This window comes from Bacillus sp. SG20033, from assembly GCF_044570195.1.
In the GTDB taxonomy this organism is placed as follows: Bacteria; Bacillota; Bacilli; order Bacillales; family Bacillaceae; genus Bacillus; species Bacillus subtilis.
Map to the genome: position 1 here is coordinate 1,397,839 of NZ_CP172606.1, position 13,527 is coordinate 1,411,365.

Here is a 13,527-nt window from a genome sequence, read left to right on the forward strand (position 1 = left end):
TCATGCACAATCAAACAGTCAGAGCAACTGTATTTAAAGCCAATGCCGCGGCTCCACAAACAAAGCAAATCTATGAAGATGACTTTTCTGAGCTGTACGGAGAGGACATTATCGCTCCGCCCTACAATATCATCGAGCTCAAAACCATTGCCGAATACTCGACTATTCTTCAGCAATGCATTGATGCGTACAGAGTGAATATTACAGGCTTTGGATTCGATGTTGAGTACACATTTGATGTCAACGCAAGTGATGTCGATCAGGCAAAAAAGAAAAGAGCGGAAAAAGACTGGGCCAGACTCGAAGCCTTTTATAAATGTCTTCACTTTGATGAATCAGCTGAAATGATTTTAGGCTATGCCATCGAAGACAGAGAAAAAACAGGCAACGGATTTATGGAAGTGCTTCGCGACGGGGCGGGAAAACCTGCCGGCATCGAATATTTAGATGTGAAATATATGCGTGTATGCGGAGCAGGCGAGCCTGTAGAGGTTTCATTCGTATATGAAGAAAACGGGAAAATGAAAAGGATCAAAAGGCAAAAACGCTTCCGAAAATATGTGCAGATGATCAATGGAAAGAAAGTATTTTTTAAAGAATACGGCGATCCGCGAAAAATGGATATTCGCACAGGTGAATATGTAAACACATTGGCAGAGAAGTATCAAGCAAATGAAGCCATTCACCTCAAAATCGGAAGCGGCGTATACGGTGTACCCCGCTGGATCGGCAATATTGTCAATTTATACGGGGCCCGAAAAGCAGAAGAGCTCAATTTTATGTATTTTAAGCAGGGACGTCACGTCCCCGCTGCGATTACAGTGGAAAACGGGATGCTGTCTGAAGCTTCTTACCGGGAGCTGCAGGAATACATGAATGATCTTGAAGGCGTGGAAAACGCCCATAAATTTCTCCTGATCGAAGCGGAAGGAATCGCAAAAGAAAAGGATCTCCACGGAGGCGAGGATATTACGCCGGTTTCCGTGGAAATCAAATCCTTGGCTGAAATTCTCCAAAACGACGCCCTGTTTCTTGAATACGATGAAAAAAGCAGAAATAAGCTGCGTTCCGCGTTCCGTCTCCCGCCGCTGTATACAGGCGAGGCCCAGGAATACAACCGGGCGACAGCTGATACTGCTAGAAAAATTACGGAGGAGCAGGTTTTTCAGCCGGAGCGAAAAACGCTCGTGAATAAACTGAATACGCTGCTTTTGCCGGAGCTGAATATCCATGACGTCAGGCTGACATTAAAAGGACCAGACTTTCGTGATCCGCTTGAGATTGCAAAGGTGCTCGGTCCTTTTATTACAGCAGGAGCAGTCTCGCCGAATGATTTACGCGACCTTGCCGGACGGGTGCTTGGCAAAACACTGGAGGAGTGGCCGGAGGACATTTATAAACGGCCTGCAGGACAGGATGCGGAAAAGACAAACCTGACTGCGCTCATGCAGGAGTTGAAAGAAAGCATCGAAGATATCAAAACGTCCTGAAGGGAGGTGAATCAAGCAGGTGGCGCGAGAATTAAGAAATGCCAAAATCAGCTTTGTCAGTTATGTGGACAAGGCGGCTAACCAGACAGAATTTTTCTTTACGAAGTCAGCCGAACCTCCGTCATTTGAAAAAAAGGTTCGGCTGTTTACAAAAAGTGAGCAGGATGAACAAAAGCTCGTGTACGGAATCGTGTATGAGCCTGATGTTCCTGATGCCCACGGCGATTTTATGACCGCCGAGGAAATTGAAAAAGCGGCGCACGGTTTTCTCGCGGAGGCACGGGAGATTGATATCAATCACAGCTTTGAGGGCGGAACCGGCGTCGTGGTCGAGTCCTATGTGGCGCCCGATGATTTTATGATCGGGTCAAAGCGGATTACAAAGGGCTCATGGGTACTCGTGACAAGAGCGTCTGACGAGGTGTGGGAACAGATTAAGGCTGGAATTATCACCGGCTACAGCATGGCTGGCACTGCAGATGTGTATGAAGAAGAACCGGTCGAAAAAGCAGGGTTCTTTAGTGTATTCAAGCAAATGCTTGCTGACAAAACAGGGAAGGAGACTGAAGAAATGAGAAAAGAAGACATGAAAGAATCATTCGAGCATGCGCTTTACCCTCTGCTCAAACGGCTTGAGCGGATTGAAAAAAACACAGATACGGAGGAAAAGCCGGAGCAGACGGGTGATGACGAGCGTCTGAAAAAGCTCGTTGAAGACATGCTTGCCCCGCTGATCGAACGCATCGAGGCTTTGGAAAAAGCGCGAGGCGCGTCTAAGCAGACAGCGGACGATACGGGCGGCAATACAGAGCAAGTCAAAAAATCAATCTGGAGCGGACTGCTGTAAAACCAGTCAAGGAGGAGGAAATCAATTGAGAAATCAAGAGATCATTCGGAAAGCGGAAATGTCGCTTTCTGCTTTAAAAAGCGGCGGGCTTATGAACCCTGCGCAAGCATCGGCTTTTATCCGCATGGTGCAAAACACGCCGACCATTTTCAGTGAATCCCGCGTAATTCAAATGGAAAACGATTCGCAAAAATTTGAAAAAATCGGCTTCGGCCAGCGTATTCTGCGGGCTGCGCAAGAAGGAAAAGCACTGTCAAACGACGAGCTGACAGTTCCAACGACAAGCACGGTCCAGCTGAACACGAAGGAAGTCATTGCGGAAATTAACATTACGTATGACACACTTGAAAACAATATTGAAAAAGACGGCCTGCAGCAGACGATCATGCAAATTTTAGCAGAGCGCGCAGCAGTTGATATTGAAGAGCTGATCGTTAACGGTGATACAGCATCAGCTGATCCGTATCTGGCACAGCTGGACGGCATCCGCAAACAGGCAGTTTCCCATATCGTTGACATGAACGGTGAAGAACTGTCCAGAGCGACATTCAAGAAAGGCTTAAAGGCTGTTCCACCAAAATATTTGCGCATCCCTCAGGAATTCAGATTCTATACGTCTCATGGCTTAGAAGTTGAATGGAAGGACCGCGTGGCAGACCGCCAGACAAACCTCGGGGACCAGGCTGTTCAGGGCGGCTTGTCAACAGCATTCGGCGTACCGGTCAAAGGGGTATCCAATATTCAGCCGTACACAGTCGGTGAGGGAGACGCGCAATATGACGCTTCTGATATCATTCTCACACATCCGAAAAATATCATTCTCGGCTTCTCCCGCAATATCCGAATTGAAGTCGACAAAGACATCCGCTCCCGTAAATTCATTATTGTCTTAACGGCCAAGCTGGACAGCAAGTTCGAGGAAGAGGATGCCTGCGCGAAATTAATTAACGTAAAAGAATAATAGAAACGAGGTGGTCAGCTCATGCTCATTGAACCGACTGACGTAGCCTCCTATTCGGTCTATGATCGGGTGAAAAACAGGCCGGAAGAGCTGCTGGCGCAGGATATCATCGAGGCGGAAGCAGAAGCGGCTCTCATCACGGGCCACCGCTTTGAAGACAGCTTGTATGATCCGCTGCCCGGCAAGGTGAAGCTGGCTTTACTGAAGCTTGCCCAGTATTTTGCGCTTGTCAACAGCGATGAATCTGCCTCATCAAGCTATCAGTCTGAGAAAATGGGGGATTATTCCTACACGGTTTCCGGAGAAGGCGGGATTCAGCGGCCTGAGGTGTATCATTTGCTCGAAGAGTTTATCAAGCCGGGCTACGTCCCTGAATCCTCCAGACTGAAGGTGAGATCTTTATGAGCTACAAGCAGATGCTCATTCACCGTTGCGACATTTATCATGAAGCAGCGCAAGCGCCGTCTGCAGGCCGATTTGGGATTCCGGCAGACAGGCTGCAGCCGGTGATTTCATATCCGGAGACACCCGATGATCAAGATGTCCCTTGTTATTTTACCGAAAAAACGCAGCAGCTGATTCAGGAGGAGCCGGATCAAACTGTATATCATAGCTTTCTCGTCCATTTTCCGTTGTCAGCGGACATCCGCGTGAACGATAAAATCATTTGGGAGAATCATAAATATATACTAAAGCTGCCGAAAAGGATCAGACATCATCATTGGGAGGTCGTCGCAGTCAGGGATGAAAGCCTATGAAAATAGCGGGATTGAAACAGCTGAACACGGCATTAAAAGAAGCGGCTTCAGGCGGTTTTTCCAGACAGGCGTCCCGGTGGCTTGAGGAGTGCGGGCAAGATTTTCTGGAGATCGTCCAATCTGAACTCATCAGCACACAAACGATTGATACAGAAAAACTGCTCAGTTCCTTTGAGAAAGGCGCAGAGGACAATCTCTGGATTGTGCAAAGCGGCGGGCTTTCGCTTGAGGTGGGAACACAGCTTGATTACGCCTCATTTCTTAATGACGGCCATTGGACGTCAAAACAAGATGTGAGATGGGTGCCGGGGCGTTTTCAAGGCTCACGGTTTATTTATGATCCAGCGGCTTCAACGGGAATGGCGCTCAAGAGAAAATGGATACCGGGCACGGGCTACTGGGATCATGCACTGCTTTTATATGAACAGCTGTTTGAAAAATCGCTGGAAAGCAAACTGCGCCAGTGGCTGAAGAAGCTGTAAAGGAGGAGCAGGATGAACAGTGAAACAGGATCGATCATGGCGTTTTTGTACAGCCGGTGGTCTGTTCCCATTTATGAACGCGAGCTTCCTGATCACTTTCAGGTGCCGTCGTTATACGTCCCGCCACCATCTGTTTTCGAGGAAACAGATACGGTCTCCACATTTAAAAAAACCTACAGTCTCAATGTAAAACTGTTTCATCTGGACTCCGTTCAGGCGCTGGATGAAGCGGACAGGCTCGCGGATGCCATCAGAGAAGCGAGAAATATGGTTCCGCTGCTCAGTGAATCCGGTGAGAAAACGGGGGACATGGTTCGCGTTACCCGAATTGAGACAAGGGTAGGAGACAGGGGCGAGGCGGTCATGGTGATCAGGTGGAGCAGCCGATATTATTATCACAAAATAGAACAGCCTGTCTTACAGGATATCGACATGAACAGCGGGGTGAAATAAGCGGTGGCAAAGAACAAACAACAGAAGAAGGCTGTACATACGGAGAGCCGGGAAGCTCTTTTTGATACAGCGGATTTGATTAAGCACGCGAAGGAGCTGTTCGGCGTTAAGCCGGATATTCTTCAGGGGGCTTTATTTGGCGTGGATCAAACACGTATGACGAAATCAGAAGCCAGTCAATTGATTCAAACATTTCTAACCAAGGAGGTCATGTCATCATGAATGGCGGAACATTTACAACAGGCAAAGAAAAAGAACGTGCAGGCATTTATTTTAACTTTAAAACGACGGCGCAGGAGCGGGTATCACTCAGTGAACGGGGAACAGTCGCACTTCCGGTCGCATCAAGCTGGGGCGAAGCGAAAACGTTCGTCTCCATTTCCAGTGTTGAAGACCTAAACAAAAAAGTGGGCCTCAGCATTGATGACCCGTCTTTATTGCTGCTGCGTGAAGCGAAGAAAAATGCGAAAACGGTATTGATGTACCGACTAACCGAAGGCGTCCGAGCGTCTGCTGATATTGCTGAAGGCGTCAAAGCAACTGCAGTATATGGCGGAACAAAAGGAAATGACATTATCATCCGCATCAATCAAAATGTGCTGGATGCTGATTCTTTCGATGTGACAACATATATGGACGAATCAGAGGTTGATAAACAGACTGTCAAAAAGGCTGAAGAATTAACAGCTAACGGCTATGTCACTTTTACCGGAACAGGCGATCTTTCTTCAACGATTCCTCTCACTGGATCAGAAGGAGACACTGCAGCTAAGACGCTGAATGCATCCGCGGGCATCCGTTTATCCGGCGGTACGGATAAAGCCCCTGTCAACTCCGACTATACAGATTTCTTAGCCGCGGCTGAAACGGAGAGCTTTGATGTGATTGCGCTGCCTGTTGCAGAAGGTGACCAGTTGAAGGCGACGTTTGCTGCTTTCATTAAACGCCTGCGCGACGGCCAAGGACAAAAAGTGCAAGGCGTCACAGCCAATTATGCCGGTGATTATGAAGGCATCATCAACGTAACAGAGGGTGTGCTGCTTGAAGATGGCACGGAAGTTACTCCGGACAAAGCAACAGCTTGGGTAGCTGGAGCGAGTGCAGGAGCAACCTTTAACCAATCACTCACATTTGTAGAGTACGAAGGCGCCGTTGATGTGTTACACCGCCTTGACCACGATACGATTGTTGAACGTCTAGGCAAAGGTGAATTTTTATTCACATTCGACGCCCGTGACAAATCCGTCAGCGTAGAAAAGGACATTAACTCACTCGTGACGTTCACAGCTGAGAAAAACAAGAAATTTGCAAAGAACAAAATCGTTCGTGTCCTGGATGCTGTGAATAATGATTTAACACGCGAGCTGAAAGCCTTAATTAAATCAAGAAAAGGCAGCGGAAGCGATATCCCGGCATCTGAAGACGGACTGCAGTATGTAAAAACGATGATCACGCAATACATGACAACGCTTCAGGATGCAGGCGGCATCACTGGCTTTGATTCCGAGGAAGATATCACAATTTCAATGAATGAAGATCGTGACGGCTTCTTGATTGACCTGGCTGTTCAGCCTGTCGACGCAGCAGAAAAATTCTACTTTAATGTGGAGGTAAACTAATATGGCATTAAAAGCACAAAACACAATCTCAGGAAAAGAAGGCCGCTTATTTCTCGATGGTGAGGAAATGGCGCACATCAAAACATTCGAAGCAAACGTTGAGAAAAACAAATCTGAAGTCAACATTATGGGCCGCCGCATGACAGGCCATAAGACAACAGGGGCAAATGGAACAGGGACCGCAACGTTCTATAAAGTTACATCAAAATTCGTGCTATTGATGATGGACTATGTCAAAAAAGGCAGCGACCCTTACTTCACGCTCCAAGCTGTGCTGGATGATCAATCCTCCGGCCGGGGCACAGAGCGAGTCACACTGTACGACGTCAACTTTGACTCTGCGAAAATCGCAAGCCTTGATGTCGATTCAGAAGCGTTAGAGGAAGAAGTTCCATTTACATTCGAAGACTTCGACGTCCCTGAAAAGCTATCTGACACGTTTTAATCAAAGCTGAATCAAGCCCATACGCAGACCTTTCTCAGAAAGGTCTGTTTTTTAAAGATGAAACCAAACAATAGACAAGGGAGTTTTTTACATGAGCGAGAAGAACGAAAACGTATATGATCTTTCCTTTTTTATGCCGGGAAAAACAATTGAAGCTGAGGAAATCAAAGTGCCGATCTCAAAGCGTTTTGTTGATAAAAAAGGGAACATCGTGCCATTTATTTTTAAAGCGATCACGACGGAGCGCATTGATGAATTGGAGAAAGAAACAACAACGTATAAAAATGTCAAAGGCAGAGGCCGTGTAAAAGATTTAGACAGCCAACGCTTTTATGCCCGAATCGCAGTTGAATCAACCGTTTATCCGGACTTCCGTTCAAAAGAGCTTCGAGAAGCTTACAAAACGGCTGACCCGGTAGAAGTTGCGAAACGCGTGCTCTCAGTTGGAGGCGAGTATGCGAACTGGTTAAACAAAGCGATTGAGATTAATGGATTTGAAGATGAATTAGAGGATCTGGAAGACGAAGCAAAAAACTAATCAAGGATGGGCATAAAGAAGCCGTGTATCTCTACTATGCGATGCACGAGCTTCACTATTCCCCATCAGATTTATTGGCGCTCTACGAAGCGCCCAGAAACTATAAAGCGCTGTTGTATGGACTGATCGGATATAAGCTCGATCTCCTTGAAAAACAAGCAAAGAAAGGAGGGGCATCGTAATTGGCAAAGCTGACAGCAAGGTTTGAAATGGAAGACCGTGTAAGTAAAAAGTTAAGAAAGATCCAGAATGGGTTTAGAGCACTTGAAAAATATAGAAAAATGGTGCAGCGAAAAAGCGCTATTGATGTACGAAAAGAAAGCAAAACTGTATTAAGGACAATTGATCGCATACAAAAATCATTAAAGAAAAAGCTTGGCGCCCAAATGATCTCCATTTCAACTGAGGATAAAGCCAGCAGTATCATTCAGCAGGTTAATGTTCAATTGCAGGGATTGCCGTCATCTGTATCTATTAAAATAGATGCTAGTGACCAAGCAACCGAAAAGTTTGAACGATTAAGAGAGCTCGTGGCAGGTTTTAAAGGCTTTACGATTATGCTGAGTGCAGAAGATCAAGTGTTGCCGGCTGTGCAAAAAATACAGCGCTATATGGAAACTGCACTTAAAAATGGTTACTCTGTTACGATACGCGTGATTGATCACGTCATGAAAACAGTCGGTCGTATTTCTGCTGGTATTGATGCCTTAACAGGAAAAGACAACAAACTTGAGCTCGCTATTAATGACAAGGTGTCAAATAAGCTGGATTCATTGCAGAAAAGAATTGACAGCATGGGAAGCTCAGGTCCCTCCGAAAAAGGAGCGCCTTCAGCAGGAGGAAATACAGGAGATATTGCGAGCATGTTTGATCCAGAAACGATTTTGACAGCACTGGACAAATTTGCTGCTTCATTCATGGAAAAGGTGGATGAAATCGCTACAAAGTTCAGCCCGGAAACAATCTTAACAGAGCTGGATAAATTTACAACATCGTTCATGAATAAGGTGGATGAGATCGCCACAAAATTCAGCCCGGAAACAATCTTAACAGAGCTGGATAAATTTACAACATCGTTCATGAGTAAAGTGGACGCAATTGCAACGAAGTTCAGTCCAGAAACGATTCTGGCACAGCTGGATAAGTTCACAGCATCGTTCATGAGCAAAGTTGATGCGATTGCGACAAAGTTCAGTCCAGAGACAATTTTGTCGCAGCTGGATAAGTTCACAACATCGTTCATGAGCAAGGTGGACGCAATCGCGACAAAGTTCAGTCCAGAGACAATTTTGTCCCAGCTGGATAAATTCACAACATCGTTCATGAGTAAAGTGGACGCAATCGCAACAAAGTTCAGTCCAGAGACGATTTTGGCACAGTTGGATAAGTTTACAACATCGTTCATGAATAAAGTGGACGCAATTGCAACGAAGTTCAGTCCAGAAACGATTCTGGCACAGCTGGATAAATTTACAACATCGTTCATGAGTAAAGTGGATGCAATTGCGACAAAGTTCAGTCCAGAGACAATTTTGTCGCAGCTGGATAAATTCACAACATCGTTTATGAGTAAAGTGGATGCAATTGCAAGTAAATTCAGTCCAGAAGCGATTTTTAAGCAGCTTGACAAGTTTACAGATTCCTTTATGAAAAAAGTGGATGATATCGCAAGCAAATTCAGTCCAGAAGCGATTTTTAAGCAGCTTGACAAGTTTACAGATTCCTTTATGAAAAAAGTGGATGATATCGCAAGCAAATTCAGTCCAGAAGCGATTTTTAAGCAGCTTGATAAGTTTACAGATTCCTTCATGAAAAAAGTGGATGATATCGTAAGTAAATTCAGCCCGGAAACAATCTTTAACGAGCTTGACAAGTTTACAGATTCCTTCATGAAAAAAGTGGACGATGTCGTAAGTAAATTCAGCCCGGAAACCATTTTTAACGAGCTTGACAAGTTTACAGATTCCTTTATGAAAAAAGTAGATGATGTCGCCAGCAAATTCAGTCCAGACGCCATTATTACTAAAGCGGAAGACTTTGTAACAAATATTGTTGACAAAATTTCAGAGAAATTTAATTTCCTGAATCCGGATAAAATCGCTAATAAAGCAGAAAAGTTTGTTGATAACATTGTTTCAAAAATCGCCAGGAAATTCGAGAAATTCAGCCCAGATAAAATTATTGAAAAAGTGGGAGAGTTTTTTGAAAAAATTATAAAAGGCATTGCTGAGAAGCTGGGGAATCTGGATATTGGCGGGTTGCTTGGCGGCAAATCCAGCGGAAGCAAAGGCAAACAAAAAGCTTCAAAAGCCAATACAAAGAACTCAACTTCTAACAATTCAAACCGCACTAAAAAACCTTCTATGAACCAAAAATCTTCAGGTTCAAAATCGAAAAAGTCAGGCGGCAAATGGGGCGGGGCTTGTGGTTGCTGCTGTGCCGGAATCAGTACAGGCAAAAGCAAAAAAGTCAAAAATAGAAACGGTTCATCAACAAAAGGGAATAAAACAAATCCTGTGAATACACCTAAATCTGCTAAAGGAGCATCAGGCAAAGGTTTTTCAGGCCTTCTGAAAACATTGGGTGAATCAAAAGGCTTAAAAGGCGGACTGAAGGGCTTAAAAGGAGCGGCAAAAGGAATACCGGGATTAGGCGAAATACTGTCCCTTACTGACTTAGCCGGTATCAATAAGGATAATGCTGGTGAAAAAGTAGGTTCAGCCGGCGGAGGTTTAGCAGGAGCCGCTGCAGGAGCGGCTATTGGAAGCGTTGTGCCGGGAGTCGGGACCGCTATTGGCGGTGTTGTAGGAGGAATTGCCGGTACTTTCGGCGGTGAAAGTTTAGGCAAGGCAATTGATGCTGGCGATCTAGAAGATACATGGAACAGCATTACAGAGGGTGCGCAAAATGCCTGGTCAGCCATTCAGGATACTTGGGGAACTGTATCAACATGGTTTATGGACAATGTCTGGACGCCAGTATCAACTGCAGTTGTGGGTGTAGCAACAAGCATATGGTCCAACATCGTAAATGCATGGACAACGATTCAAACGATATTCAGCACGGTGGCAACATGGTTTATGGACAATGTCTGGACGCCGGTTTCATCAGCAGTTGTGGGTGTAGCAACAGCAATATGGTCTAAAATCGTAAATGCATGGACGACGATTAAAAATGTGTTCAGTACAGTTGCTTCATGGTTTATGAGTAATGTGTGGGGGCCAGTCAAATTTGCTGTAATAGGAGCGGCAACTACAATCTGGGATAAAATGACCGGTGCTTGGAATAAGATTAAGAGTGTTTTCAGTACGGTATCGGGATGGTTCATGGATACAGTTTGGAACCCGGTCAAAAATACAGTCTCAGATGTAGGCAAGGGAATCTCAGATGCTTTCAAAAAAGCGATAGACACCGTTAAGAACATTTGGAAAGGCCTGAGCGGCTGGTTTAAAAAGAATATTCAAGAACCTCTTACAAAGGTGGGAGAAGCGATTTCAGATGCTTTTTCTAAAGCGTTCGGCTGGGTGAAGCAAATCTGGGATAAAGCTGGCGGCGTAGCTAGTAAAGTAATTAATTTTGTAACCGGCGGCGGTGATCCGAATAAAGGTAAGGATCCGGATAAAAATGCCACAGGCGGCTACATCACCAAACCAACCATCTCGTGGATCGGTGAAGCCGGCAAGGAATTCGTTATCCCGGTTGATAACAACCGAGGCCGGGGGAAGATGCTTCTTTCACAAGCGGCGTCTAAGCTGGGTATGCAAGTTGTAGACGACATGGGAGCAGCTTCGTCTTCTGGCGGAAGTCCAGCATCTGTTTCAGGAGGAGCAGCTGTCAGTCCTCTATCAGGCTCAGCCTCCCCAGCAATGAACACTGCAAATCTTACAGGCCAAGCGTCCACACTCGGACAGCAATTTTCAGAAGGCTTTGGTAAAGGCATCAGCGATCAGCCGGTCAAAATGGAAGACTGGAAAAAGAAAAACATCAATACGCCATTTACACAAATGATTTCTGCTTCACCAAATTACGGTAAACAAATGGTAAGCGGGTATGCCAAGGGCCAAAACGGTACAGCAACCGGAACGGACGGCTTTTTGCAATCAAAAGTTAAAACGCCGTATCAAGCCACTGTGAACAAATCGTCTTCATGGGGCACAGGAACGGTCAAAGGCTTTGCGCAAGGACAAAACTCAACCCAAACAGGGACTGCACAGTATGTGAGTACACATGTTGACAAACCGTTCCTGCGTTCAAAAGACACATCGAACAGCTGGGGCTCCGGTTTGATCGGAAACTTTGTGACAGGCATGAATTCTAAATCCAGTGAAGTAAAACAAGCAGCAAAGGATATGGCCAAGAGAGTGGAGCAGGCTTTCCGTGAGGAGCTAGATATTCATTCACCTTCCCGTGTCATGATGAGCTTGGGGCGTTTTGCTTCAATTGGTGTTGTCAAAGGCCTTGGCTCAGTAGATGTAAAGAAATTTGCTGAAAAACAAGCCGGATCACTGGCGGCTGCCTATTCCGGAATGGGAGCCATGGGCGGGAACGTAAAACAATGGATTATGGCTGCTCTCATGGCCACCAAGACACCGATGAGCTGGCTACCGGGACTCATGACGATTGCGCAGCATGAATCCGGAGGCAATCCGAATGCAATTAACTTGTGGGACAGCAACGCAAAAGCGGGGCATCCGTCACAAGGGCTGATGCAGACGATCCCAAGCACCTTTAATGACCATAAAGCACCGGGTATGGGTAACATTAAAAACCCGATTCACAACGCAGCTGCTGCGATCGGCTACATTAAAAGCAGATATGGATCAATCAACAATGTGCCGGGTATTAAAAGCCTGAATCATGGCGGACCGTATGTCGGTTACGCAAACGGCGGGCTGATTACAAAAGAACAAATCGCCCGTGTCGGTGAAGGAAACAAGCGGGAATGGATCATCCCAGAGGAACGGGGCATCCGAGGCCGCTACCTCCTTCAGAGAGCTGCGCAAGCTCTTGGTATGGAAGTGACAGATCCGTCTCAATCCCAGCAGTCTGAGCTTTCTTCAGGACAAGTTTCAGCAGTTACATCCGGTACACGGCAAACGATACAAACAGCCGGAACGAAAGAAATAAAGATTGAGTTTAACGGCGATCAGCATTTCCATAATGGACAGGATGCTGATGGCCTGGTTGCGAAAATCAAGCAGGCATTACTTGATGAATTACAAAAAGACATTAACACCAGTACAAAGGGGGTCGTGGCTTTTGACTAAGTCTATCTATGAATTTTGGATATCACAGGGGAAAGAAAAGCTGCGATTCCCTGTTCTTCCTGAAGCGATTGATATAGCGAATAGTGTACAAAATGACTCAGTAAAGATAACGGGATTGGGTGAACTAACGTTTATTGAAGAACCCGGAGCAAAAGAAATTTCATTTTCTTCTTTTTTTCCAAAAAAGTATACGCCGATAGCTGAATATCAAAATCTCCCGTCTCCGGAAAATGCCATTGCGAAAATTGAAAAATGGATGAAGGCAAAAAAGCCTGTTCAATTTTTAATTACGGGAACAAAAATCAATATGACATGCAGTATTGAAAGCCTTAAATATAGTGAGGGAGATAATGAAATAGGAGATCGGGATTTTGATATTGTATTAAAAGAATACAAAACCGCTTCCCCGCGGAAAATCAAGCAGAAGAAAAAAACAAAGGCAAAACGTCCGTCGAAGGCTGCGCCGAAGACGTACACAGTGAAAAAGGGAGACACGCTATGGGACATTGCAGGCAGATTTTACGGGAACAGCACTCAATGGCGCAAAATTTGGAACACCAATAAAACAGCAATGATCAAACGAAGCAAACGGAACATCAGGCAGCCGGGCCACTGGATTTTTCCCGGCCAAAAATTAAAGATACCGCAATGAAACAGGTGATGTATG

At 45.5% G+C, this 13,527-nt stretch carries 14 protein-coding genes; all 14 read left to right on the forward strand.

The window, feature by feature from the left end:
* Positions 1–2 precede the first annotated feature (2 nt).
* The 14 genes from ACFVP7_RS07455 to ACFVP7_RS07520 all read left to right on the forward strand — a co-directional run bounded on the left by ACFVP7_RS07455 (position 3) and on the right by ACFVP7_RS07520 (position 13,512).
* Positions 3–1,490 (forward strand): phage portal protein, encoded by a 1,488-nt coding sequence (locus tag ACFVP7_RS07455; protein ID WP_032725514.1) that lies wholly within the window; start codon positions 3–5, stop codon positions 1,488–1,490.
* A gap of 19 nt (positions 1,491–1,509) precedes the next feature.
* Positions 1,510–2,337, forward strand: a complete 828-nt coding sequence (locus ACFVP7_RS07460) for an XkdF-like putative serine protease domain-containing protein (RefSeq protein WP_003245836.1) — start codon at positions 1,510–1,512, stop codon at positions 2,335–2,337.
* Positions 2,338–2,362: 25 nt separating this feature from the next.
* Positions 2,363–3,298 carry a phage major capsid protein gene (locus ACFVP7_RS07465; RefSeq protein WP_003232690.1) on the forward strand — a complete coding sequence of 312 codons (936 nt, stop codon included), beginning with the start codon at positions 2,363–2,365 and terminating at the stop codon, positions 3,296–3,298.
* Between the two features lie 21 nt (positions 3,299–3,319).
* A complete protein-coding gene (locus ACFVP7_RS07470; protein WP_029946530.1) occupies positions 3,320–3,703 on the forward strand; it encodes a DUF3199 family protein in 384 nt (127 codons plus the stop codon).
* The gene (locus tag ACFVP7_RS07475) at positions 3,700–4,056 is read left to right on the forward strand and encodes a YqbH/XkdH family protein (protein ID WP_128747072.1); all 357 of its coding nucleotides are present in this window, start codon (positions 3,700–3,702) and stop codon (positions 4,054–4,056) included. The genes ACFVP7_RS07470 and ACFVP7_RS07475 overlap by 4 nt, the downstream gene beginning before the upstream one ends.
* The gene (locus ACFVP7_RS07480; RefSeq protein ID WP_003245226.1) at positions 4,053–4,538 is read left to right on the forward strand and encodes an HK97 gp10 family phage protein; all 486 of its coding nucleotides are present in this window, start codon (positions 4,053–4,055) and stop codon (positions 4,536–4,538) included. Before ACFVP7_RS07475 ends, ACFVP7_RS07480 begins: the two co-directional genes overlap by 4 nt.
* Positions 4,539–4,550: 12 nt before the next feature.
* Positions 4,551–4,991 carry a phage portal protein gene (locus ACFVP7_RS07485; protein WP_072174230.1) on the forward strand — a complete coding sequence of 147 codons (441 nt, stop codon included), beginning with the start codon at positions 4,551–4,553 and terminating at the stop codon, positions 4,989–4,991.
* 3 nt (positions 4,992–4,994) lie between these two features.
* Positions 4,995–5,213, forward strand: coding sequence for a hypothetical protein (locus ACFVP7_RS07490; RefSeq protein ID WP_014113480.1), 219 nt, complete (start codon positions 4,995–4,997; stop codon positions 5,211–5,213).
* Entirely contained in the window at positions 5,210–6,610 is a 1,401-nt protein-coding gene (locus ACFVP7_RS07495) for a phage tail sheath family protein (protein ID WP_396583130.1), read from the forward strand. The genes ACFVP7_RS07490 and ACFVP7_RS07495 overlap by 4 nt, the downstream gene beginning before the upstream one ends.
* 1 nt (position 6,611) lies before the next feature.
* Positions 6,612–7,055, forward strand: a complete 444-nt coding sequence (locus ACFVP7_RS07500; RefSeq protein WP_003232677.1) for a phage tail tube protein — start codon at positions 6,612–6,614, stop codon at positions 7,053–7,055.
* Positions 7,056–7,146: 91 nt separating this feature from the next.
* A complete protein-coding gene (locus ACFVP7_RS07505; RefSeq protein ID WP_014479556.1) occupies positions 7,147–7,593 on the forward strand; it encodes a hypothetical protein in 447 nt (148 codons plus the stop codon).
* 41 nt (positions 7,594–7,634) lie between these two features.
* On the forward strand, positions 7,635–7,775 hold the full coding sequence (locus tag ACFVP7_RS07510; RefSeq protein ID WP_014479557.1) for a hypothetical protein: 141 nt from the start codon (positions 7,635–7,637) through the stop codon (positions 7,773–7,775).
* Positions 7,776–12,860: a transglycosylase SLT domain-containing protein gene (locus ACFVP7_RS07515; RefSeq protein ID WP_396583131.1), complete on the forward strand. Its 5,085-nt coding sequence runs from the start codon at positions 7,776–7,778 to the stop codon at positions 12,858–12,860.
* Positions 12,853–13,512, forward strand: a complete 660-nt coding sequence (locus ACFVP7_RS07520; RefSeq protein ID WP_049139754.1) for a LysM peptidoglycan-binding domain-containing protein — start codon at positions 12,853–12,855, stop codon at positions 13,510–13,512. The genes ACFVP7_RS07515 and ACFVP7_RS07520 overlap by 8 nt, the downstream gene beginning before the upstream one ends.
* Positions 13,513–13,527: the final 15 nt, after the last annotated feature.